This is a genomic window from Kribbella sancticallisti (assembly GCF_039530625.1).
Lineage (GTDB): Bacteria > Actinomycetota > Actinomycetes > Propionibacteriales > Kribbellaceae > Kribbella > Kribbella sancticallisti.
This window is the reverse complement of sequence record NZ_BAAAOS010000038.1, coordinates 60,617-82,659: the sequence shown is the minus strand read 5'-3', so window position 1 is coordinate 82,659 and position 22,043 is coordinate 60,617. Positions and strand designations below refer to the sequence as shown.

The 22,043-nt window shown below is 69.9% G+C and carries 20 protein-coding genes; 5 read left to right on the top strand and 15 right to left on the bottom strand.

Annotated elements, in window-relative coordinates:
• Nucleotides 1-128 precede the first annotated feature (128 nt).
• A complete protein-coding gene (locus ABD255_RS26410) occupies nt 129-1,061 on the top strand; it encodes a MurR/RpiR family transcriptional regulator (protein ID WP_344218554.1) in 933 nt (310 codons plus the stop codon).
• Between the two features lie 39 nt (nt 1,062-1,100).
• On the opposite strand, the gene ABD255_RS26405 is transcribed toward ABD255_RS26410, so the two are convergent.
• The 5 genes from ABD255_RS26405 to ABD255_RS26385 all read right to left on the bottom strand — a co-directional run bounded on the left by ABD255_RS26405 (nt 1,101) and on the right by ABD255_RS26385 (nt 7,974).
• The gene (locus tag ABD255_RS26405) at nt 1,101-1,676 is read right to left on the bottom strand and encodes a Chromate resistance protein ChrB (protein ID WP_344218552.1); all 576 of its coding nucleotides are present in this window, start codon (nt 1,674-1,676) and stop codon (nt 1,101-1,103) included.
• Nucleotides 1,677-1,725: 49 nt separating this feature from the next.
• Complete coding sequence (locus ABD255_RS26400) at nt 1,726-3,606, bottom strand: FAD-binding protein (protein ID WP_344218550.1); 1,881 nt, start codon at nt 3,604-3,606, stop codon at nt 1,726-1,728.
• Nucleotides 3,603-4,322 carry a VIT1/CCC1 transporter family protein gene (locus ABD255_RS26395; protein ID WP_344218548.1) on the bottom strand — a complete coding sequence of 240 codons (720 nt, stop codon included), beginning with the start codon at nt 4,320-4,322 and terminating at the stop codon, nt 3,603-3,605. The genes ABD255_RS26400 and ABD255_RS26395 overlap by 4 nt, the downstream gene beginning before the upstream one ends.
• A 74-nt stretch (nt 4,323-4,396) precedes the next feature.
• Nucleotides 4,397-6,889 (bottom strand): aconitate hydratase AcnA, encoded by a 2,493-nt coding sequence (acnA, locus tag ABD255_RS26390; RefSeq protein WP_344218546.1) that lies wholly within the window; start codon nt 6,887-6,889, stop codon nt 4,397-4,399.
• Nucleotides 6,886-7,974 carry an isocitrate/isopropylmalate dehydrogenase family protein gene (locus tag ABD255_RS26385; RefSeq protein ID WP_344218544.1) on the bottom strand — a complete coding sequence of 363 codons (1,089 nt, stop codon included), beginning with the start codon at nt 7,972-7,974 and terminating at the stop codon, nt 6,886-6,888. Before ABD255_RS26385 ends, acnA begins: the two co-directional genes overlap by 4 nt.
• Nucleotides 7,975-8,194: 220 nt before the next feature.
• Here ABD255_RS26385 and ABD255_RS26380 point away from each other — a divergent pair, with 220 nt between their 5' ends.
• Nucleotides 8,195-8,893: a GntR family transcriptional regulator gene (locus ABD255_RS26380; RefSeq protein ID WP_344218542.1), complete on the top strand. Its 699-nt coding sequence runs from the start codon at nt 8,195-8,197 to the stop codon at nt 8,891-8,893.
• The gene (locus tag ABD255_RS26375) at nt 8,883-9,884 is read left to right on the top strand and encodes a GDSL-type esterase/lipase family protein (protein ID WP_344218540.1); all 1,002 of its coding nucleotides are present in this window, start codon (nt 8,883-8,885) and stop codon (nt 9,882-9,884) included. The genes ABD255_RS26380 and ABD255_RS26375 overlap by 11 nt, the downstream gene beginning before the upstream one ends.
• On the opposite strand, the gene ABD255_RS26370 is transcribed toward ABD255_RS26375, so the two are convergent.
• The 3 genes from ABD255_RS26370 to ABD255_RS26360 all read right to left on the bottom strand — a co-directional run bounded on the left by ABD255_RS26370 (nt 9,868) and on the right by ABD255_RS26360 (nt 14,333).
• Entirely contained in the window at nt 9,868-10,806 is a 939-nt protein-coding gene (locus ABD255_RS26370) for an alpha/beta fold hydrolase (protein WP_344218538.1), read from the bottom strand. The genes ABD255_RS26375 and ABD255_RS26370 overlap by 17 nt on opposite strands.
• Nucleotides 10,807-10,881: 75 nt before the next feature.
• Nucleotides 10,882-13,863 (bottom strand): glycine--tRNA ligase, encoded by a 2,982-nt coding sequence (locus ABD255_RS26365; RefSeq protein ID WP_344218708.1) that lies wholly within the window; start codon nt 13,861-13,863, stop codon nt 10,882-10,884.
• Between the two features lie 113 nt (nt 13,864-13,976).
• Nucleotides 13,977-14,333 (bottom strand): winged helix-turn-helix transcriptional regulator, encoded by a 357-nt coding sequence (locus ABD255_RS26360; RefSeq protein ID WP_344218536.1) that lies wholly within the window; start codon nt 14,331-14,333, stop codon nt 13,977-13,979.
• Between the two features lie 115 nt (nt 14,334-14,448).
• On the opposite strand from ABD255_RS26360, the gene ABD255_RS26355 reads away from it, so the two are divergent.
• Together ABD255_RS26355 and ABD255_RS26350 are read left to right on the top strand one after the other, a co-directional pair.
• Nucleotides 14,449-15,405 (top strand): NADP-dependent oxidoreductase, encoded by a 957-nt coding sequence (locus ABD255_RS26355; RefSeq protein WP_344218534.1) that lies wholly within the window; start codon nt 14,449-14,451, stop codon nt 15,403-15,405.
• A gap of 528 nt (nt 15,406-15,933) precedes the next feature.
• Entirely contained in the window at nt 15,934-16,563 is a 630-nt protein-coding gene (locus tag ABD255_RS26350) for a superoxide dismutase (protein WP_344218532.1), read from the top strand.
• A gap of 61 nt (nt 16,564-16,624) precedes the next feature.
• Here ABD255_RS26350 and ABD255_RS26345 read toward each other — a convergent pair whose 3' ends face one another.
• The 7 genes from ABD255_RS26345 to ABD255_RS26315 form a co-directional block, all read right to left on the bottom strand.
• Nucleotides 16,625-16,972: a cupin domain-containing protein gene (locus ABD255_RS26345; RefSeq protein WP_344218530.1), complete on the bottom strand. Its 348-nt coding sequence runs from the start codon at nt 16,970-16,972 to the stop codon at nt 16,625-16,627.
• Entirely contained in the window at nt 16,972-17,418 is a 447-nt protein-coding gene (locus ABD255_RS26340) for a YdeI/OmpD-associated family protein (RefSeq protein ID WP_344218528.1), read from the bottom strand. The genes ABD255_RS26345 and ABD255_RS26340 overlap by 1 nt, the downstream gene beginning before the upstream one ends.
• The gene (locus ABD255_RS26335; protein WP_344218526.1) at nt 17,415-18,212 is read right to left on the bottom strand and encodes an alpha/beta fold hydrolase; all 798 of its coding nucleotides are present in this window, start codon (nt 18,210-18,212) and stop codon (nt 17,415-17,417) included. Before ABD255_RS26335 ends, ABD255_RS26340 begins: the two co-directional genes overlap by 4 nt.
• On the bottom strand, nt 18,209-18,985 hold the full coding sequence (locus tag ABD255_RS26330) for an alpha/beta fold hydrolase (RefSeq protein ID WP_344218524.1): 777 nt from the start codon (nt 18,983-18,985) through the stop codon (nt 18,209-18,211). Before ABD255_RS26330 ends, ABD255_RS26335 begins: the two co-directional genes overlap by 4 nt.
• Before the next feature lie 95 nt (nt 18,986-19,080).
• Entirely contained in the window at nt 19,081-20,346 is a 1,266-nt protein-coding gene (locus ABD255_RS26325) for an RNA polymerase sigma factor (RefSeq protein WP_344218522.1), read from the bottom strand.
• A 170-nt stretch (nt 20,347-20,516) separates the two neighbouring features.
• The gene (locus ABD255_RS26320) at nt 20,517-20,897 is read right to left on the bottom strand and encodes a YciI family protein (RefSeq protein WP_344218520.1); all 381 of its coding nucleotides are present in this window, start codon (nt 20,895-20,897) and stop codon (nt 20,517-20,519) included.
• 89 nt (nt 20,898-20,986) lie between these two features.
• Nucleotides 20,987-21,991 (bottom strand): NADP-dependent oxidoreductase, encoded by a 1,005-nt coding sequence (locus ABD255_RS26315; protein WP_344218518.1) that lies wholly within the window; start codon nt 21,989-21,991, stop codon nt 20,987-20,989.
• Nucleotides 21,992-22,043 lie beyond the last annotated feature (52 nt).

The window sequence follows — 22,043 nt, the reverse complement described above, 5'->3', positions numbered from 1 at the left end:
CTGACGGTAGTGATTGCTACAGTGGCTGTCAACGGGCCGGCCGATCGTTTACCTGTCGGTGATCTGGGCCCGGCGGATGACATGATCGCTACGTACCGGTAGCGAAACTGCTAGGCGAAGGAGCCGTCGTGACTGTTGCGGAATCCAAGCCGCCCACCTTGCAGGAGCGGGTCGCAGCCCGGATCGGGACGCTCACCGTGACCGAACGCAGGGTGGCGGAGTATCTGTCCGCCCATCCCCAGGAGGCGGCGTTCTCTTCGGCCGAGGAGCTCGGCCGTGCTACCGGCACCAGCGACGCCAGCGTCGTCCGGACCGCCAAAGCCCTCGGTTTCGACGGACTGCCCGGCCTGAAGCGTTCGCTCCAGGGCCATCTGCAGAGCCTGCTGACGCCGGCCAACCGGCTGAGCGCCAGCCTGGAGTCCGTCGGTGAGGGCCCCGAAGGCGTCCTGAGCGCCACCTTGCGGGATCACATCGAGCGGCTGACCGAAGCCGAGCGGACGATCGACTCCGACGAGTTCCGCAAGGCGGTCGAGCTGATCGAGGCGGCCCGCGAGACGGTGATCTGCGGATTCGCCGGCCTGGGCGGCGTCTCGGAGTACATCGCCACCCACCTGACCCGGATCGGGCACCGGGCCCGGGCCGCGTCCGACACCGGCTACCGGCTGGCCGACCGGTTGCTGCTGGTCGAGCCCGAGGACGTGGTGATCGTGATCGGGCACAACCGGATCAACCGGGAGAGCCGGATCATCCTGGACTACTGCACCGCGACCGGCATCCCGGTGATCCTGCTGACCGACACCCTCGGCGAGGCACTGCGCGACGAGGTCGCCGTCGTGCTGTCCGCACCGATGAGCCGGCCCGGCACGTTCACCAGCCAGGCCACCGTGCTCATCCTGCTGGAGGCGCTGACGATCGCCGTGGCCGCGCACGACCGCGACCGGGCGCTCGGCTACACCGAACGGATGAACCAGCTCCGCGAGGAACTGAACGGCTACTCGCTGGCCGACGAGGGACTGCTGACCCTGCCGAAGGCGAAGCGCAAACCGCCCCGCCACAAGTAGCCCGCGCCGAGGTCAGCGCCTGCCGTCGGACCCTCGCCGTCAGACCTTGCCCTCGGTGCGTTCGTACACGTCCGCCTCGAACTCCTCCAGCAGCCGTTCGCAGTCGGCCACCTTCGCCCTGGCAAGTTCCTTGCCATCGGCATCCATCCAGTCCCGGTCCTCCACCTTGGCCAGCCAGCGCCGCAGCTTCTCCAGATCCTGGCGGATCTCCTCGGCCTCCTCGAACGTGTAGTTCTCCCGGAACCGCTCGAACTCGATCTCCTTGACGAACTTGGTCTCGCACTCCTCGACGATCTCGGCGTACTCCTTCGCGGACTGGGTCCGGAAGCCCTCCACGAACTGGTCCTGAGCGTCGTCGCCGACATCGGTCAGGGTGAGGAAGACGCTCGAGCCGCCAAGCTCGGTCACCTTCTCCCGCACCTTCTCCATGCCGGCCCGCAGCTCCTCCCGGTCCGGGAGAACGCACACCGCCTGCTGGACGTAGAACCCGCCAAGCCGCTTCAGCTCGCGCCACACCGCCACCCGGGCCCGTGAGGATTCACTGGGCACCTTGTAGATCAGCAGCAGCCAGCCGTCCTGAGCGGGACTCTTGGCCTTGGTACGTCGGGTCGCCATGCCGGACAGGTTATCCGGCCGTTGACCCGGCTCTTGGTCCGACGCCGACTCAGTCGGCCGTCGCACCGCGGTCCCGCAGTCCGTCGACGAGACTGAGTCCATCGACCAAGTACGGCATCACCTCCTGCCAGTCCGCGACCAGCCCGACGTCGCAGTGCGCGAAGATCTCGGCCGCGGGGTCGGTGTTGATCGCCAGCACGGTCCCGGCCCGGCTCGCGCCGACCAGGTGGTTCTGGTTGCCGGACAGGCCGACCGCGAAGTACATCCGCGGGGCGACGCTCCGGCCGGTGATACCGAGCTGGCGTCCGTGCGGCAGCCAGCCCTGGTCCGTCACCTTGCGGGTGGCGGCGAGCTCGGCGCCGAGGAGCACGCGCACTGGTTCGAGTTCGGCGTACTGCGTGGGGTCGACGCCGCGGCCGACGCCGATCACGACCTCGGCCCGATCGAGCGCGTCGCCTTCACCCCCGGTACGCCGGTCCGCCCGCTGGATCGCGTCGTCCGGCTTGACCTCCAGTACCGAGTGCGGCGGGCGTCCCGCGGAGCGCGGCCGGCGCAGGGGAAGCAGGCCGGTCCGCAGGGTGGCGATCTGCGGGGATCCGTAGCTGACGATCTCGGCGAGCGTGCCACCACCCGAAGGCTTCAGGCCGATCAGCCGATCGCCGTCCACGGTCAGGCTGACCAGGTCCGACATCAGGCCGGCACCGAACGCGACGGCCAGCCGAGCCAGTACTTCGCGGTCCCACGGCAGGGCGGCACCGAGTACGGCCCAGGGTGAGCGTGCGGCCAGCCACTCGCTGAGGGCCGCGGCCGCGGGGCGAGGCTCGTCGCCGGTCAGGGTGACAACAGCGTCGGCGCCCCAGCGGGACAACTCAGGCGCATCCGTGCCGCCGTCAGTCCGAACGGCGGTCACGGACCCACCAGCACCAGCCGCCAGTACTGCGGCCGCACCGACCAGCGCGCGCGTACCTTCCTCAGGTCCGGCGCCTACCAGCACCACGACCTCGGGTCGCTCGGCGTCGCCGACCCGCTGGAGCGGAACGAACTCTTCGGACTCGGCCTGCAGGTCCAGTTGGTCGAGGCAACCGCGGGCTAGCAGTTCGGCGATCGCCCGGGACGCCTGCACCTGCGGACTGCCACGGAAGATGACCGGTTCGCGAGTCAACGCGACCGGACGCACGCCGGCCACCTTGGTCGGACTACCAGCCAGCCCCCACCGCCCGGCCTCTCGGTCGGCAACCGGCGTAGAGGCGGACAGCGGCGACACCGAAGGAGCCGCGGCGGGCGCCAGGTCGGCGGTGGTCAGGCGACGGATCGCGTCGGCGGTCGGCCAGGTCTCGGCCGGGGCCTTGCAGGGCGGGCAGGAGCGCTCGGCGACGGCGACGACGGCCGGCAGGTCGACGAGGACGGACTCGGTCCAGTCATCGTGCTGCACGGTCGCCCGCAGCCGGACCGCCGGACCGTCCTGCTCGGGTTCGATCTCGAGGACGGGACCGACGTACGGCAGGCCGAGGAGCTCGGCGATCATCGCGCCGACCGCGCCGGTGCTGCCGTCGACCGAGCTCGCGCCGACCAGGATCAGGTCCGCCTGGCTGTCGACGGTGACGGTGGCCGCCAGCGCGCGAGCAGTGACCAGGCAGTCCGATCCAGCCAGCGCCGGATCACTCAGGTGCACGGCGTCGTCGATCCCCCAGGCCAGCGCCTCCAGCAGTACGTCGGTCGCGGTGGGCGGACCCATCGTCACCACAGTGCTGCGACCGCCGGACTCACCGGCCAGGCGGACGGCCTGGGCCACGGCACGGCGGCACCACGGATTCATCTCCGCGACCGCGCCGGCCCGTTCGAGCCGGCCGTCGGCGTCCAGGCGACCACTGTGGTCGCCCTTCGGTACCTGCTTCACCAGCGCGGTGAGGTTCAGCGGTCGCGTGGTCATGACAGCCCGGTTCCGACCAGCAGACCGATCGCGTACGTCACGGCCGCGGACAGGCCGCCCAGCAGCAACTGGCGCCCGCCGCCGTACCAGAACGGCCGGGCGGTGATCTTGGCGACGATGCCGCCGGTGACGACCAGGCCGACCACGCTCAGCAGCAACGCCGGCAGCACGCTCGCCGCACCGAACAGGAACGGCAGCAGCGGGATCACCGCACCGAACGCGAAGGCGGCGAACGAGGACCCGGCAGCCAGCCACGGCGACGGCAGGTCGTTGGGGTCGACGCCGAGCTCCTCGCGCACGTGCACGTCCAGCGCGACCTCGGGGTCGGCTGTCAGTTCCTTCGCCACCTGGGCGGCGAGCTCGGGGCGCAGGCCCTTCGCCTCGTACATCATCGTGAGCTCTTTCAGCTCTTCCTCGGGGTGCTTGGCCAGCTCGCGCCGCTCCACCTCGATCTCGGCCTTCATCAGTTCGGTCTGCGAGGACACCGAGGTGAACTCGCCCGAGGCCATCGAGCAGGCGCCGGCGACCAGTCCGGCCAGGCCGGTGACGATCACCACCTTGCCGCTCGCGCCGCCGCCGACCACACCGGCCACCAGGGCGAAGTTCGACACCAGTCCGTCCATCACGCCGAACGTGGCCGGCCGCAGCCAGCCGCCGGTCACGTCCCGGTGCGAGTGGTGCAGTTCCGCCGGGCTCTCCGCAACTTCCGCGGTCATGTCGCGTTCTTCCTTCCAGCAGGGATAGGTGAGCGTAACCTTAGTTAAATTGCATCACCTGTTACATAAGCTTACTAGTTACTTTCCAAGTCAGGCAACGCTTCGCTCGCCGTCAGCCTGCTGAGCACGTAGGGCAGCACGCCGCCGTGCCGGTAGTAGTCGTGCTCGCGCGGGGTGTCGAGCCGGATCCGCAGCCGGTAGGTCCGGCCCGCCGACGCGACCGTCGCGAAACCGTCGGCGCCGAGGGTGATGTCGATGGGCTCCTCGCCGGTGAGGTCGTCGCCCTCCCCCGGCCTGAACTCCAGCGGCAGGATGCCCATTCCGACCAGGTTCGACCGGTGGATCCGCTCGAACGACTGCGCCAGTACTGCCCTGACCCCCAGCAGGGCAGGACCTTTGGCGGCCCAGTCGCGGGACGAGCCGGTGCCGTAGTTCTTGCCCGCGACAACGACCACCGGTACGTCGTCCTGGCGGTACGACATCGCCGCCTCGAAGATCGACAACTGGACGCCGTCCTTGCGGGTCACGCCGCCTTCGACGCCCTCGGCCAGGGCGTTCCTGAGCCGGAGGTTGGCGAAGGCGCCTCGCATCATCACGAGGTGGTTGCCGCGGCGGGAGGCGTAGGTGTTCAGCTCGGTCCTGGAAACGCCCTGTTCCTGCAGGTACCGTCCGGCGACACTGTCGGGCGGGATGGCGCCGGCCGGTGAGAGGTGGTCCGTGGTGACCGAGTCGCCGAGTCTGACCAGGGCTCGTGCCCCGTGGAGATCGCCGGGCTCGGCGGGCAGTTCGAAGTACGGGGGGCGGCGGAGGTAGGTGGATTCCTCGGCCCAGGCGAAGGTGTCGCCGCTGGCCGGATCGGCGAGCCGCTGCCAGCGCTCATCGCCCGCGAAGATGTCCGCGTAGGCGTCGGCGAACATCTGCGGCCGCAGCGTGGCGTGGACCACCGCGTCGATCTCGCTCGGCTTGGGCCAGAGGTCGTGCAGGTAGACAGGTCGGCCGTCGTGGTCGAGGCCGAGTGGTTCGGTGACGAGGTCGACGTCCATCCGGCCGGTCAGCGCGTAGGCGATCACCAGCGGCGGCGAGGCGAGGTAGTTCGATCGCACGTCGGGCTGGATGCGGCCTTCGAAATTCCGGTTGCCGGACAGCACGGCAGCCACCGACAGGCCTTGCTCGCGGACTTGCTGCCCGACCTCGTCGATCAACGCCCCCGACGCACCGATACAGGTCATGCACCCGAAGCCGGCCAGATGAAACCCGAGCTTCTCCAGGTACGGCGTCAGCCCCGCTTCACCCAGGTAGTCCATCACCACCCGCGACCCTGGCGACAGGGTCGTCTTAACCCACGGCTTGCTCGACAGCCCCCGCTCAACCGCAGCCTTAGCCACCAACCCCGCAGCCACCATCACGGCTGGGTTGGAGGTGTTGGTGCAAGAGGTGATCGCCGCCACGACAACCGCCCCATCCGACAGCCCGTCTGTGTTGGACGCGCCCTCGGGGGAGACTGCTTTTTTCACATCACCAAGAGCAATGCGCTGGTCGGGGCGGCTGGGGCCGGCTATTGATGGTGCGACCTCGGCGAGGTCGAAGTGGACTTCTTCGTCGAAGACGAGTTCGACGGCCGGGTCGTGCCAAAGGCCTTGTTCTTTTGCGTAGTCCTCTACCAGGGTGAGCTGCGCGGCGGGGCGGCCGGTGAACTTCAAGTAGGTGAGGGTCTGCTCGTCGATCGGGAACCACGCGGCGGTGGAGCCGAACTCCGGGCTCATGTTGGCGATCGTCGCGCGGTCCGCCACCGGCAGATCAGCCAGGCCGGGACCGTGGAACTCGACCAGCTTGCCGACCACCCCGTGCGCCCGCAGGCGTTCGGTGATCGTCAGCACCAGATCGGTCGCCGTCGCACCGGCCGGGAGCGACCCGCTCAGCCGTACGCCGACCACCGGCGGCAGCACCATCGACACCGACTGGCCGAGCATCGCCGCCTCGGCCTCGATCCCGCCGATCCCCCAGCCCAGCACGCCGAGCCCGTTCACCATCGTGGTGTGCGAATCCGTGCCCAGGCAGAGATCCGGGAAGACCACGCCGTCGCGTTCCTCGACCACGCGGGCCAGATACTCCAGGTTGACCTGATGCATGATGCCCGCGCCGGGCGGGACCACCTTCAGCTGCTCGAAGGCCTGCTGACCCCAGTGCAGGAAGCGGTACCGCTCGGCGTTGCGGTGATACTCCAGTTCCACGTTCAGCTGCAGCGCGTCCGGTCGGCCGAACACGTCCGCGATCACCGAGTGGTCGATCACCAGCTCCGCCGGAACCAGCGGATCCACCGTCGACACGTTACCACCCGCCGCCGCCACGGCGTCCCGCATCGCCGCGAGATCCGCCAGTACCGGCACCCCGTTGGTGTCGTGCAGGAACACCCGCGACGCAAAGACCTCGATCTCCCCGGTCGCGCCCGGCTTCCAGTTGCTCAGCACCTCGTACTGCGTCCCGTGCCGAAGCGCGTTCTCCAGCAGAATCCGGAGCGTCCGAGGCAGATACGCGGGCGCGATGCCGCGCAGGCGGAACATGCTCATGCGGAACCGATCGTGGCGGCCACGGCGGCGGCGAAGTCCGTAGTACTGGCGGTGCCGCCGAGGTCCGTGGTTCGGGTGCCGGCGCGGACCGTTGTCACCAGACCGTTCTCGATCAGGGCGGCGGCCTTGCGGGCGCCGGCGTCGTCGTGGCGAGTGCCGAGCCAGTCGAGCAGCATCGCGCCGGAGTTGATCATCGCGATCGGGTTGGCCAGGTTCCGCCCGGCGATGTCGGGCGCCGAGCCGTGCGCGGCCTGCGCCATCGCCCGGTCGAGCGAGGCGTTGATCGACGGCGCGATGCCGAGCGACCCGGCCAGCTCGCCGGTCAGGTCGGACAGGATGTCGCCGAACATGTTCTCGGTCACCAGCACGTCGAAGTCGGCGGCCCGGCGGACCAGGTGCACCGTCATCGCGTCGATGTGGAAGTCGTCCAGCTCGACCTCGGGGTACTCCGCGCCGATCTCCCGGCAGATGTCCAGGAAGAACCCGGTCGTCAGGCGCAGCACGTTCGCCTTGTGCACGACGGTGACGTGCTTGCGCCGCCCCCGGGCCAGCTCGAACGCCTGCCGCGCGATCCGCTCGATCGCGGGCCGGGTGAAGATGCCCATCGCGATCGCGACGTCGGGGGTCGGCATGTACTCGCCGGTGCCCTTGTACGTACTGCGGTCCGCGTAGAAGCCCTCGGTGTTCTCCCGCACCACGACCAGGTCGATCCCCGGCAGCAGTGCGGGCGTGCCCTCGAAGGCCTTGGCGGGCCGGATGTTCGCGAACAGGTCGAAGTGCTTGCGGAGCATGCCGCTCGGGTTCAGCTGGGCGCGGTGCTCGGCCGGGTACGACGCGCTGTCGTGCGGGCCGAGCAGCCAGCCGTCGAGCTCGGGCAGCACCGCCATCGTCTCCGTCGGCAGCGCGCTGCCGTGCGTCTCGATCGCGGCGGCTCCGAGCGGCAGCGGCACCCAGTCGATCGGCTTCGCGCCGGCCGCGGCGACGGCCGCGTCCATCACCTCGACGGCCGCGGGCACGATCTCCGGCCCGATGCCGTCGCCGAGCAGGATGCCGAGGCGGTAGGTCTGCTGGTGGTCGGTCGGCACGGGGAGTCCCTTCGTCGGCGTCCGGATCAGAATGCTCGTTATAATCTGTGTCGTCAAGCGGTCAGTGGGCGACGTCTCAGGCCTTGAAACAGACGGATACAGCGTGAATCGGCGTTATAACCACCTCGAACCGGTCGATCCGCGGACCGGATCGAGCACTCCACGCCGGCCCCGGAGCTGCGGTAGGTTATAGCCTCGGCGCCGCTCGGGAGGAGGACCGATGGAGGACCACAACGGGCATCGCCCGACCAAGGCGGAGCTCGCCTACGAGCTCGTCCGGCAGCAGATCCTGCGCGGTGAGCTCGAGCCCGGCGCGGTCATCCAGCAGGGCTCGCTCGCCCGCGAGCTGGGCATCAGTACGACGCCCCTGCGGGAGGCGATGCGGCGGCTGATGAGCGACGGTTTGGTCGAACTCGACGCGCACCGCGACGCACGGGTCAGCGCCCTGAACGCGGAGGAGGCTCGCGACCTCGTCGAACTACGCCGCTCGCTGGATCCGCTCGCCGCCGGGCTCGCGGCCGAGCGCCGGACCAGGGCCGACCTCGAGGTGATCCGCTCGACCGCGGCCGAGTTGGCTCCGCTGCGCAGCGACCCGAAGGCCGAGGAGCTCGGCACGCACCGGCTCTTCCACCACGCGATCTACTCGGCCTCGCACAACGACCTGCTCGTGCAGACGCTCGACGGGCTCTGGGACAAGGCGGACCGGTACCGCCGGCTGGCGCTGAAGGTCGAGCGCAGCCAGGAGGACCTCGACCGCACCCACGCCGAGCACCTCGCGCTGGTCGAAGCAGTCGCGGCCGGGGATGCCCTCGGTGCGGCCGCCGTGATGCGCGACCACGTCGACGCCAGCCTCGGCGCCAAGGCAGCTACCCGCCTGCAGACCGCAGTACCGGAAGGAGTGGTGCGCAGTGGGAAGTGATCCGCTATGGACCGGGTATCGGCATCGGGCGGTCGACGCCGACGGATGGATGACGTTCTGGCGGCTCGACCCGCGGGAGCAGCCGTTCGAGCTGCACGACTGGATCGGACGTCCGGATCGCCCGGGGCACCGGTTGTGGTCGCGCGCCGCGACACCGGCCGGAGTACGGGCTTCGTGGCAGACGTCGGCGTCGTCGGTGAGCCTGGAGATCCGGGGCGCGCTGGACATCTACTCGCTGATCGCGCCGGTCGACTTCCTCGTGAACGGTGAGCTGCACGAGCGGCGCGGGGTCGAGGCGGGTGAGCAGCGGCTGACCGTGGAGCTACCGGGCGGTCCGGTCGACCTCGAGATCTGGCTTCCGCAGGCGGGCGCGATCGGAGTACGGGCGGTGTCGTTCGACGGTGAGGCGACGCCGTCGCCGCCGATCGGGCCGCGGTGGATCACCTACGGCAGCTCGATCACCCAGTGCACCGGCGCGTACGGGCCGTCCGAGACCTGGCCGGCGCTGGTCGCGCGGCAGCACGGCTGGGACCTGGTCGCGCTCGGCTTCGCCGGAGAGTGTCACCTCGATCCGATCGCGGCGCGGACGATCCGGGACACTCCGGCCCGGCTGATCTCGCTGTGCCTCGGCATCAACATCTACGGCGGCGAGACGTTCAGCGGACGGACGCTGCCCGGGCAGGTCGAGGAGTTCATCTCGACCGTGCGCGACGGGCATCCGCACACCCCGATGGTGGTGATCACACCGCTGCCGGCACCGAACGTCGAAGGCAAGCCGAACGCACACGGCCTCACCCTCGACGACGTCCGCGCCTGCGTCGAGCTCGGCGCCCGGACCCTGCGCGACCCCGATCTCCAGCTGATCGACGGACGCACCGTGCTGAGCATCGAAGAGGCCCAGGCGCTGTACGCCGACGACCTCCACCCCGGCCCCGAGGGCTACCGTCTGATCGCCGAACGCCTGGCTCCGCTGCTCACGTTGCCGCTCTGAAGATCGCGTCCAGCCTGGCGGCGAACTCCTGGTGCTCGGTTCCGAAGCCGCCGTGGTCTCCGGGGAACGCTGCCGCCTGCGTGCCCAGCCGCTCGGCCAGGGCCTGAGCTGCCCGCACCCACGGCTCGCCGTTCGAGCCCTCCCCCACAGCCGGTACTACGCTCACCGCGCCCAGCGCCGCCAGATCCGGCAGGTACTCCGCAAACGGCGGCACTTCGTACCCCACGAAGAACGCGAGATTCTGCTGCATCCGCGCCACCGTCTCCGCATCAGCCCCAGCATCCGGCCCCAGCCCATCGGCGGCTGGCGCCGCCTCCGCCTCCGCCTCCGCGTCCGCCTCCGCCGCGGAATGGCCCTCCGCCTCCGCGGGCCCCTCACCTCCCGCCGGCAAACCGGCGGCATCTGCTTCGTCGGCTCCTGCCTCGGCGGCGAAGCCGATGTTCAGGGTTTCCAGAGCGGCCCACGGGCCGGCGGTCTGGAAGGTTTCCTCGACCGACCGGATCAGCGTGCGCCAGCGGTCGCGGTCGTCCAGCAGTTCGAACAGCGGCGGCTCGTGGGCGACCACCGTGCGCACCGACTCGGGGTGCCGAGCGGCGAGATCGAGCGCGATGATCGCACCCGAGCTGTTCCCGAACACCTCAGCAGGCGCATCCGCCGTAACCCCGACAGCCGACAACAACCGAGCCGCGTCGTCGCTGTGCACCTCGATGCTCTGCCGCTCGGCCGGATCCGCCAGCGGACTGCGTGAGTTCCCCCGCCGGTCGTACGTCACCACCGTGTACCGATCGGCGAAATGCTCCGCAAGCTGCGCGTACCCGGCCGCGTCGTAGACCCCACCGCACACCAGCAGCAGAACAGGCCCGGCCCCGCGGACCTCGTAGTACAGATTCGCGCCGGGGACGGCGAGGTTGTCGACTCTCATGGCACCTCCACTCGATGGTGTCCGGCCACCTCGGCCGGACACCCCACAGTCGGAACCGCTACGAGCTTCTTGACGTCAGGACGTGAGGCTGGTCCCCAGCGCCTGCCAGTCGAGCACCGGCGCGGCCAGATCACGGATGGTGGCGAGCAGCCCGAGGCGTGCGGCCCGAACCTCCTCGTCCTCGGCCATCACCAGGATCTCCTCGAAGAAGTTGGTGATCGGCTCGACCAGCACCTCGGCAGCCGGAACGAACTCGGCCAGCGACGTCGGCGCCGTACCGACCTTCTGGACCGCCTCGTGCAGGACCAGCTCGGCCGGCTCGGTCAGCTTCGCCGGGTCGTACTGCGCGGTGACGTCGGCCGGCACGATCCGCCGGGCCCGCTGCAGTACTGCGACCAGCTCGGCGAAGCCGGGCGTCTCGACCTGCCGCTGGAGCTCGGCCAAGGTCTCGTCGGCCCGCGCCGGAGCCGTTGCCAGCGGCAGCACGGCGGCGACCTGGAGGTGGTCGTCACCGCGATCGATCAGCTGCTGCTCGTACCGCCGGACGGTGAACTCGGCGACCTCGTCCAGCGACGTCTCCGGCACCTCGATGCCCTGGGCACCGATCTGCTCGGCGGCGGCGGACAGGCCGACCGGCAGGGTGATCTCGCGCAGTTCCGGGTGCTCCCGCAGGATCGCGACGACCCCCGCGGCGGCCCGGCGCAGCGCGAACGGGTCCGAGCTTCCGGTCGGCTTCGCGCCGATCGCGAACAGGCCGGCGAGCAGGTCGAACCGGTCGGCCAGCGCCAGGATCGCTCCCGGCGTGGTGGCCGGAACCGGGTCGCCCGCGGAGCGCGGCAGCTCCATGTCGAACAGCGCCTGCGCGACGGCCTCGGTCTCGCCCGCGCGCCGGGCGTACTCGCGGGCCATCGTGCCGGCCAGGCTGGTCAGCTCGACGACCATCTGCGAGCCGAGGTCGAACTTGGCCAGCTCCGCGGCCCGCCGCAACGCGGTCAGGTCGTCGCCCTCGAGCTTGACGGTCCGCGCGAGCGACTCGGCGATCTTGCCGATCCGGCCGGCCCGCTCCGCCATCGACCCGAGCCGCTCCTCGAAAGCCAGCTTCTCCAGCCCGGACTTCATCGCCTCCGGCGTGGTCTGCAGGTCCGCGCGCCAGAAGAAGGCGGCGTCCTCGTAGCGGGCGCGCAGTACGCCCTCGTTGCCGTTGCGGACCGTCGCCTCGTCCACCGAGCCGTTGGCGACGGCGACGAAGTGCGGCAGCAGCTTGCCGTCAGCGTCGCGGACCGGCAGGTAGCGCTGGTGCTTGCGCATCACCGTGATGAGGATCTCGGCCGGCAGGTCCAGGTAGTCGGGCGAGAAGTTGCCGAGGATCGCCGTCGGCTCCTCGACCAGGTTGACGATCTGGTCGATCAGGGCGGACTCACCCTCGACGTCGACGGAGCCGTCGACCTCGGCCGTGAGCCGCTGGGCCGCCTCGACGATCGTCGCCCGCCGCTTGGCCGGGTCGGCCTCGATGCCGTGGATCCGGAGCAGGTCGAGGTAGCCCTCGGCCGCCGCGATCTCGACCGTCGGCTGCGCGGCGGTGCGGTGCACCCGGGTGGTCCGGCCGGCCGCGAGGCTCGACACCGAGACCGGCACGACCTGGTCACCGAGCAGCGCCACCAGCCAGCGGACCGGCCGGGTGAAGGACAGCTTCGCGTCGTTCCAGCGCATGTTCTTGTCCGAGCGCAGGCCGCTGACGATCTCGGCCAGGACGCCGCTGAGCACCTCGGCGGCACCGCGGCCCGGGTCGGGCTTGGTGACCGCGACGTACTCGACGCCGTCCACCTCGAGGTCGTGCAGCTCCCCGGCTTCGACCTTCTGGCCGCGAGCGAACCCCGCGGCCGCCTTCGTAAGGTTGCCGTCGGCATCGAATGCCGCGGACTTGCGGGGGCCGCGGACGACCCGCTCGGCGTCCGGCTCGCCGGACTGGACACCCGCCACGAACGCGATCACCCGGCGAGGCGTGGCGTAGGTGGTGACGTCGCCGTGCGCGAGCCTGGTCGCGGCCAGCTTCTCGGTGAGCGCGGCACGAACCGCCGCCGCGGTCTTGGTCACCTCCGAGGGCGGCATCTCCTCGGTGCCGATCTCGAACAGCAACTGCCGGGTGCTGCTCATGGTCGGGTACTCGGTCGGCTCCGGAGCGGCCGCCGGCAACTCGGCGATCCCGAGCGGGTGCTCGAGCTCAGTACGACGCTCGGCCCACAGTGTCGCGACCTCCCGGGCCAGCGTGCGCATCCGGCCGAACGCCTTGGCACGCTCGGTGGTGCTCACCGCACCGCGCGCGTCGAGCACGTTGAAGGTGTGGGAGCAGCGCAGTACGTAGACGTGGGCCGGGACCGGGAGACGTGCGTCGAGCATCCGCCGCGCCTCGGCGGCGTACTCCTCGAAGAGGCGCTTCTGACTCTCCACATCGGCGTCGTCGAGGTAGTACCGGCTCATCTCGTACTCCGCCTGGCCGAACGCCTCGCCGTACGAGATGCCCGGGGCGTAGGCGATGTCCTTGAAGTGCGAGACGCCCTGCAGCGCCATCATGATCCGCTCGATGCCGTAGGTGATCTCCACCGACACCGGGTCCAGCGTCATCCCGCCGGCCTGCTGGAAGTAGGTGAACTGGGTGATCTCCAGGCCGTCCAGACAGACCTCCCAGCCGAGTCCCCAGGAGCCGGTCGCCGGGTTGGCCCAGTTGTCCTCGACGAACCGCACGTCGTGCGCGTCGATGTCGATGCCGAGGGCTTCGAGGCTGGCCAGGAACAGCTCCTGCGGGTTGCCCGGGTCCGGCTTGAGCACCACCTGGAACTGGGTGTGCGTCTGCAGCCGGTTCGGGTTCTCGCCGTAGCGGGCGTCGTCGGGGCGCACGGACGGCTCGACGTACGCGACGCGCCACGGCTCGGGACCGAGCACCCGCAGGATCGTCGCCGGGTTCAGTGTTCCGGCGCCCACCTCGGTGTTGAACGGCTGCACCACCATGCAGCCGCGATCGGTCCAGTACTTCGTCAGCGCGAGCAGCGCGTCCTGCATGGTGAGCACGACAACAACCTCGGGTTCGGTCGGGTGATCGGGGATCGAGGGCCGCAGTCTATTAGCCCGCGGCCGGGGGCTCCGCACGGATTGCCTTGCGAGGACCGCGCGGGTCAGGCGATCTCGTGGAGGTGGGTTTCGACCCAGGTGCGGAGGGCGGCCAGTGGGCTGGAGACGCTGCGGCCGAGGTCGGTGAGGGAGTACTCGACTCTCAGCGGGACCTCGGCGTAGATCTCGCGGTCGATGAAGCCGCTGTCCTCCAGTCGGCGCAGGGTGGTGGTCAGGACCTTCGGACTGATGCCCTGCAGCCGGCGTTGCAGGTCTCCGAAGCGGACCGGACCGTCCTCCAGGGCGCCGATCGCGAGCGCGGCCCACTTGTTCGCGAGCAGGTCCAGTACGTCGCGGCACGGGCACTGCAGGGCGTACACATCGTGCTTGTCGTGCGCGCCGGTCGAGCACAGCTGAGACATCGAAGCCCTCTCTGAGCTGGTCACTTTCCGAAAGATAGTAGCAGCCCTTGCGGGAAAGTACCGCCCCACGGATAGCGTCCGCGGCAGAGTCAGCGCAGCCCGGAAGAGGAGAAAGATGAGCAAGATGCGAGCCATCAGCCAGGACGAGTTGGGCGGGCCCGAGGTTCTGCAGGTGGTCGAGGTCGAGCGGCCCGAGCCGCTGCCGACGGAGGTCCTGGTCCGCGTCCACGCGGCCGGGGTGAACCCGGTCGACTACAAGACCCGGGAGGGCGCCGGCATGTCCGGCACTCTCGGCAAGCCGCCGTTCATCCTGGGCTGGGACGTGTCCGGCGTGGTCGAGGAGGTCGGGTTCGGCGTACACACGCTGGCCGTCGGCGACGAGGTCTACGGGATGCCGTGGTTCCCGCGGGCCGCTTCGGCGTACGCCGAGTATGTGACCGCGCCGTCCAGGCAGTTCGCCCGGAAGCCCGCGAACATCAGCCACGCGGAGGCGGCGGCGATCCCCCTGGCCGGGCTGACGGCCTGGGAGATCCTGACGACGGCGGCGGATCTGCAGCCGGGTCAGCGGGTGCTCATCCACGCGGCCGCCGGTGGCGTCGGGCACCTCGCCGTGCAGTTCGCGAAGCACCTCGGCGGCCACGTCATCGGAACCGCCAGCAAGGCCAAGCACGACTGGTTGCTCAGCCTGGGCGCCGACGAGTTGATCGACTACCACTCGACCGCTGTCGAGGACGCGACCGGCGATCTCGATCTGGTGGTCGACCTGATCGGGAGTGCGACCACCCTGGATCAGTCGATCAAGGTGCTCAAGCCGGGCGGCCTGCTGGTCGCAGTACCGTCCGGGACCTCGCCGGAACTGCTCGCCGAGGCGGAGAAGGCCGGAGTACGGGTGGAGCCGTTCCTGGTGGAGCCGGACGGGCATGCGCTCGGGGAGATCGCGGCGCTGGTCGAGGCTGGCGAAGTACGGATCGAGGTCGAGCAGGTGCTGCCGCTCGCCGAGGCAGGCGAGGCACACCGCAGGATGGCCAGTGGCCGGACCCAGGGCAAGCTCGTCCTCGACGTCACCGCGTAGCTGACGCCTCGGGCACGAGATGCGGGGCGAGCTTTCGCCGGCAGCCGGACCTCGCCGCGCTCCGGGACGGTCCTGTCCACATCGTGGTCGGCATCGGCGAGGACTCGGCCGGCCACCTCAGCGACCGTACCGCGCGCTCCCACCGCCGTGCTGAGCGTGGATCCCGCGCTGTTTCGGGGGCCCACACGGGCTTCGCGGAGGACCCGGCGCCCTTCGAGACGCGACTGCGCGCGGTACTGAACGGCGGTTGAGAGCAATTCGTCGCGAGGCCGCCTTCGGACCGGTGGACGGAAGGGGCAGACTATGTGGTGTCGGGTGGGTTGGCGTGCAGGTGCGCGGGCCCGGTCGGCGGCGACTGGTCGGACCGGCCGGGGCGGACGCTGGCGCGTCCCCTTGACCTCAACACTGGTTGAAGTTCGAAGGTAGAGGCCGGCAGGTGGGTTGACCGGCGCCTGATCGGGCACCAGGTCGGCGTCACCGCGGCCTTGCAGCACAACGGCCTCTCGGGGCCCTGACGAAGGAGCAGAGTTGACCACGTCGTACACGCTTCCCGATCTCCCCTACGACTACAGCGCACTCGCGCCGCACATCGCCGGCGAGATCATGGAGCTGCACCACTCCAAGCACCACCAGACCTACGTGAACGGCCTGAACGACACCCTGGAGAAGCTGGCCGCGGCCCGCGAGAAGGGTGACTTCGGCGCCATCGTCGGGCTGGAGAAGTCGCTGGCGTTCAACCTGGGCGGCCACGTCAACCACTCGATCTTCTGGAAGAACCTGTCGCCGGACGGTGGCGACAAGCCGGACGGTGAGCTGGCGGCCGCGCTCGACGAGTCGTTCGGTTCGTTCGACGCGTTCCAGGCCCACTTCACCGCGAGCGCGACCACGATCCAGGGTTCCGGCTGGGCCATTCTCGGCTGGGACGCGCTGCAGGGTCAGCTGCTGATCCACCAGCTCTACGACCAGCAGGGCAACCTGCCGGCCGGGCAGATCCCGATCGTGATGCTGGACATGTGGGAGCACGCCTTCTACCTGCAGTACAAGAACGTGAAGCCGGACTACGTCAAGGCCTGGTGGAACGTCGTCAACTGGGCCGACGCCCAGGCCCGCTTCGACGCGGCCCGCGCGAACGCCGGCGGCCTCATCACCCTCGGCTGACGCACCTCCTCCGTCCGGAGAACCTCGGGTCACCACCCGGGTTCTTCGGACGAATCGGAGGTCATTCCCCCGCCGGCAACATCTCGTTGACGAAGGTCGGCGAGGCGTGGATGCAGACGATCCGCAACCGCCCGGTTCCCGCGTTGTGGAACTTGTGCGCGGTGTCAGGCCCGACCACGACGATGGTGCCCGGCCCGGCCAGGATCTCCTCGCCGTCCGCCGTGATCAGCGCCTCCCCCTCGAGCACCAGCCACGTCTCGGAGTACGGGTGCTTGTGCAGTTCGGGGCCCTGGCCCGGGTCGCTGTCCACCGAGAAGAAGGACACGCCGGATCCGTGCTCGCTGCCCTGGAAGACCGCCGTCCGGCTGCCTTCCCGCTTGAGGTCGTCCGCCTGTACGACCGTGTACATCAGCGTTGCCCCCGGCCACTCGCCAGCCGTTCGACCGCTTTGACGATCCGGTTCGCGCGGGTCTCCGGCTTTTTGGCTTCTTCGATGCCCAGGACGAACCAGCTGCGCTGGCTGTAGGAGAGGGTGTCGAAGAACGTCCGCGCCTTCGGTTCGGCAGCGAGGGCGGCGGCGAAGTCTTCCGGTACGTCGACCTCGCGGGGCGCGGTGTCCAGTTCCAGGTCGACCTCGACCTCCTGGCCCGCCGCGACGCCGGCGGCTTCGCGGTTCTTGGCGCTGAGCGAGATCAGGTACCTCCCGCCCATCACCGCGACCGTGTTCCGGTAGGTGTAACCGTTCACCGTCACGACCACCGGCGGCTTCTTCCCCCTGCCGAGGGCCTCGATAACCTCCGGCGGCACCTCGATCCCGGTGGTCGTAGTGCCGAGCAGGACCGTGGTGAACCTCATCGCGTACCTCCGAAGAACTCCGTCAGCACCGGCGCCATCGCCGTCGCCTTGATCATGTGGTTCTGCCCCGGGATCTCCCGGTGCACCGCGCCCGGCACCGCCGCCGCGACCGCCTTGACCGACGTACGCATCCAGCCGGGGCTCTTGCCGCCACCCGCGACCAGTACGGGCATCGTCAGCCCCGCCCACTGAGACGCGTCGAGCGGCTTCCCGAAGCAGTTCTCGCCGAGCAGTTCAGCGTCGTACGGGAGCGTGTGGGCGATTGCCTTCATCGGCTTCCAGGCCGGCATCAGCTTCATCAGCGTGACGACGATCGCGGGCAGCCCGATGCCCTTCGTCATGAAGTACTTGATCGCGTCGCCCGGCCGGTCCGACAGCGCCCGCAACTCCGCCACCCAGTCCCCCGGAATCGGCTTGCGGCTGTCGTCCACGACGAACGGTGCCTCGAACACGGCCAGCTTCGTGATCGGCAACCCCGCTGCCGCGGCCCGCAACGCGAGCGCCGCACCGGACGACGTGCCGTACACGTACGCCGACCCGCCCGCCTCCTCGATCAGCGCGGCCAGATCCTCGATCTCCCGCTCCGGCGCGTACTGCGCGGCGTCGCCGCTGTCGCCACGCCCGCGCCGGTCGTAGTTGTAGACCGTGAACCGTGACGCCAACTGCCCGGCCAAGTCCGGCATCGGCCCTTGCGCGCGACTGCAGAGCGCGCCGTCGACGAGGATCACCACTGGACCATCACCGGCCCGGTCGTAGGCGATCTTCGTCCCGTCCGCGGAGACAACAGCGTTCATGACCAGAACTCCTTCAGTGCCGGTGCCAGTACGGCAGGGTCGACGTTGTGCTGCTGATCCGCCAGCACGACGTGGCTGCCGTCCTCGAGCAGTTCCACCACCTTCTCGTTGCCCCGGGTCATCCACGGCCAGGCGGCGCCCCCGGTCAGGACCTGGGTCGGCTGGTGGATCGCCTTGATCGCCTCCTCGGGGACCGAGTAGTCGCCCATCACCGTGGCGTCGTAGGCGAGCGTGTGCGCGATGGCCTCCTGCGCCGGCCACCACGGCGACGCCTTCGCCGAGGCGACGAACTCGGCCGGCAGCCCGACCACCTCGGCCATGAAGTACTCTGCGGCCTTGTCCCGCCGTCCCGCCGCGATGAAGTCGCGGTAGATCGACGCGGTGTCGGCCGGCGGACGCTCCCGGGTGCCTTCGATGATGTACGGCGGCTCCCACAGCGCCAGGCGGTTCACCGGCCGGCCCGCGGCGGTCGCCAGCAGCGCCAGGGCGGCGCCGGACGAGGTCCCGTACAGGTGGGCCGAGCCGCCCGCGACGGCGAAGATCGCGTCCAGGTCCTCGAACTCGCGCTCGATCGCGTAGACCTCGGCGTCGCCGCTGTCGCCGCGTCCCCGCCGGTCGTAGTTGTAGACGGTGTAGTACTGCGCCAGCAGCGCCGCCAGCGGAGCGTTGGACAGCCGGTCCACCGAGCCTCCGCAGACCAGGACTACCGCGGGACCCTCGCCCAGGCGGTCGTAAGCGATCGGGGTGCCGTCGGTCGAGATGACCTTTTCCATGAGGTGCTCCTTCGTAGCTGGTGGTGCCATCGATTGGCCTTCACCGCTACGTCGAGTGACCCGGTGCGGAATCGACACCCCTGGAAAAGGAATTCCTAGCAGGCGGCCGCGCGATCAAGGAGCAGGGCGCGCTCGCGCTCGTTCCGGGTCAGCCCGGCCGCCTTCTCGAACTCGGCCCGCGCCTCGTCGAGCCGGCCCAGCTTGAACAACAGGTCACCCCGCACGCTCGGGAGCAGGTGGTAGTCCTTCAGCGACGGTTCGTCGTACAGGGCGTCCACCGCGACCAGGCCCCGCTCCGGCCCGAACGCCATCGAGATCGCGACCGCCCGGTTGAGCTCCACCACCGGCGACGGAACCACCTCAGCCAGTACTGCGTACAGACCCGCGATGCGCGCCCAGTCCGTGTCGTCAGCCTCTGCTGCTCGGGCGTGACAAGCGGCGATGGCTGCTTGGAGCAGGTAGGGGCCAGGGGTTCCCTCGAGGGACCACGCGCGGTCGATGCTCTCCAGGCCGCGGCGGATCAGCAGCCGGTCCCAGCGGCGGCGGTTCTGGTCGAGCAGCAGAACGGGCTCGCCGGTCGGACCGATCCGGGCGTTGGCGCGGGAGGCCTGCAGTTCCATCAGCGCAAGCAGGCCGTGCACCTCGGACTCGCCCGGCATCAACTCGGCGAGCAACCGGCCCAGGCGCAGCGCCTCGTTGCAGAGGGCCGGGCGCATCCAGTCGTCGCCCGCCGTCGCGGAGTACCCCTCGTTGTAGATCAGGTAGATGACCTCGAGCACCGACGACAGCCGCTCGATCAGGTCGTCGCCGGTCGGGACCTCGAACTCGACCTCGGCCTTGGCCAGGTTGCGCTTGGCCCGGACGATCCGCTGCGCGATCGTCGCCTCGGGCGCCAGGAACGCGCGGGCGATCTCGTCGGTCTTCAGGCCGCCGATCAGGCGCAGCGTGAGCGAGACCCGGGCGTCGGTGGTGAGGACCGGGTGGCAGGCGGTGAAGACGAGCCGGAGCAGGTCGTCCTCGATGGTGTCCTCGAGGATCGTCTCCACCTGCTCCTCGACGCTGTCCTCGGCGCCGCCGTCGATCTCCAGTTCGTGGCCCATCTCGGCGAGCTTGCGCTGGTAGGTCTCCTTGCGCCGGATCAGGTCGATCGCCCGTCGCTTGGCGATCGCCATCAGCCAGGCGCCCGGGTTGTTCGGCACCCCCGACTCGGGCCACTGCTCCAGCGCCGCGACCAGCGCGTCCTGGGCCAACTCCTCCGCCAGCCCGACGTCGCGCACGATCCGCGCGACCCCCGCGATGATCCTGGCCGACTCGATCCGCCAAACCGCGTCGACCGCCCCGTGCGTATCCGTAACCGTCACCCACCCGATAGAACCCCACCCCCGCCCCAACAGCAAGCAACCCAGCGCCTGCCCGCCCACCGTTCGCTCCAGGCAGACCCCTCACCCCAAACTGCGAGCTTGCTCGCGTTCCCAGCCAGGCAGGGCGTGACACCGGGGCGCCACCTCCGGGAAGGCGGCGCCCCGAAAACCTACTGCTGGTTGAGGTAGGTCTCCTCGGAGGCGAAGTCCGCCTCCTCGACGACCTTCCGCAGCTCGACCTCGTCGTTCAGCGCCTCCGCGAGCCGGGCGGCCCACTCCAGCGCCTCCTCCTTGGTCCGGACCTCGACGACCATCACCCCGCCGATCAGCTCCTTGGTCTCCGCGAACGGCCCGTCCGTGACGGTCCGCTTACCCCCGGACACCTTCACCCGAGCCCCGATCGAGCTGCGGTGCACACCCTCGGCGAACAGCAGCACGCCCGCCTTGGTCAGGTCGTCGATCAGCTTGCCGACGCCCTCGACCACCTCGGGACCGGGGAACTCCCCCGCCTCGCTGCTCTCGTCCGCCTTGTTGATGATCATGTATCGCATACCCGTGCACTCCTTCGTCGTGATTCCCGGCTCCTTACTCTCACGTCGACCGGGTCATCACCAGATCGACACTCAATCCGGACGAGGTTTCAGAGTCGCACGAGCATCTTCCCGGTGTTCTCGCCCCGCAGTACGCCGATCAGCGCCGCGGGAGCCTGGTCGAGCCCGTCGACGACGGTCTGCTCGGTGTGCAGCCGACCCGCCGCGATCCAGCCGAGCGCATGCCCGACGTACTCCGGGAAGAGCGGGAAGTAGTTCGCCACCTGCATCCCGCGGAGGCTGAGCGACTTGTAGACCGCCTGGACCAGGTTGTCCGCGGGCGGCATTGGCGTGTTGTACCCGCTCACCGCACCGATCAGCGCGACCCGGCCGCCCGGGTTCAGCCGATCCAGCGCGGCCTGCAGGTGGGATCCGCCGACGTTGTCCAGGTACACGTCGATGCCGTCCGGCGCTGCCGCCTCGAGCTGCCCGGCGAGATCGCCCGCCTTGTAGTCGAGCGCGGCGTCGTATCCGAAGTCCGCGAGCAGCTTCTTCGTCTTCAGCGGACCGCCCGCCGAGCCGATCACCTTCGCCGCGCCGAGCTGCCTGGCGATCTGCCCGGCCACGCTCCCGACGGCTCCGGCCGCGGCCGAGACGAACACGACATCCCCTTCCTTGACCCCGGTGACGTCGGTCAAGGCGGCGTACGCCGTGAGGCCGGTAGTCCCGAGGACGCCGAGATACGCCTCCGCCGGGGCCAGCGTGACGTCCTCGACGATCGCGGCGGCGGCGTCGACCACGGAGTACTCGCGCCAGCCGAGGAAGTGGTTGACGGTCGCGCCGACCGGGATCGCCGGGGCGCGGGACGCGATCACCTCGCCGATCGCGCTGCCGTCCATCACCTTGCCGAGCTCGAACGGCGGCAGCGCGCCCGGCTCGTCGTCCATCCGGCCGCGCATATACGGGTCGACCGAGATCCAGGTGTTCCGGACCAGCACCTGGCCGTCCTTCAGCTCGGGAACCGGCACGGTGGCGAGCTCGAAGTGTTCGGGGCCCGGTTCGCCGGCGGGCCGTGCGGCGAGCCTGATCTCCTGGCCGGTGAGCTGGTCGTTCATGGTCGTTCCTCTCGTCGTTGTCTGGCCCCACCTTCGGCACCCGCGCTGTCGG

Excerpts from the sequence above, each read along its gene's own strand:
- ABD255_RS26365 (WP_344218708.1), bottom strand. The coding sequence starts at position 13,863 with ATGCAGGACGCGCTGCTCGCGCTGACGAAGTACTGGACCGATCGCGGC.
- ABD255_RS26335 (WP_344218526.1), bottom strand. The coding sequence starts at position 18,212 with ATGAACGCTGTTGTCTCCGCGGACGGGACGAAGATCGCCTACGACCGG.
- ABD255_RS26320 (WP_344218520.1), bottom strand. The coding sequence starts at position 20,897 with ATGCGATACATGATCATCAACAAGGCGGACGAGAGCAGCGAGGCGGGG.
- ABD255_RS26360 (WP_344218536.1), bottom strand. The coding sequence starts at position 14,333 with ATGTCTCAGCTGTGCTCGACCGGCGCGCACGACAAGCACGATGTGTAC.
- ABD255_RS26395 (WP_344218548.1), bottom strand. The coding sequence starts at position 4,322 with ATGACCGCGGAAGTTGCGGAGAGCCCGGCGGAACTGCACCACTCGCAC.
- ABD255_RS26340 (WP_344218528.1), bottom strand. The coding sequence starts at position 17,418 with ATGAGGTTCACCACGGTCCTGCTCGGCACTACGACCACCGGGATCGAG.
- acnA (WP_344218546.1), bottom strand. The coding sequence starts at position 6,889 with ATGAGCATGTTCCGCCTGCGCGGCATCGCGCCCGCGTATCTGCCTCGG.
- ABD255_RS26345 (WP_344218530.1), bottom strand. The coding sequence starts at position 16,972 with ATGTACACGGTCGTACAGGCGGACGACCTCAAGCGGGAAGGCAGCCGG.
- ABD255_RS26400 (WP_344218550.1), bottom strand. The coding sequence starts at position 3,606 with ATGACCACGCGACCGCTGAACCTCACCGCGCTGGTGAAGCAGGTACCG.
- ABD255_RS26370 (WP_344218538.1), bottom strand. The coding sequence starts at position 10,806 with ATGAGAGTCGACAACCTCGCCGTCCCCGGCGCGAATCTGTACTACGAG.
- ABD255_RS26330 (WP_344218524.1), bottom strand. The coding sequence starts at position 18,985 with ATGGAAAAGGTCATCTCGACCGACGGCACCCCGATCGCTTACGACCGC.
- ABD255_RS26355 (WP_344218534.1), top strand. The coding sequence starts at position 14,449 with ATGAGCAAGATGCGAGCCATCAGCCAGGACGAGTTGGGCGGGCCCGAG.
- ABD255_RS26405 (WP_344218552.1), bottom strand. The coding sequence starts at position 1,676 with ATGGCGACCCGACGTACCAAGGCCAAGAGTCCCGCTCAGGACGGCTGG.
- ABD255_RS26380 (WP_344218542.1), top strand. The coding sequence starts at position 8,195 with ATGGAGGACCACAACGGGCATCGCCCGACCAAGGCGGAGCTCGCCTAC.
- ABD255_RS26315 (WP_344218518.1), bottom strand. The coding sequence starts at position 21,991 with ATGAACGACCAGCTCACCGGCCAGGAGATCAGGCTCGCCGCACGGCCC.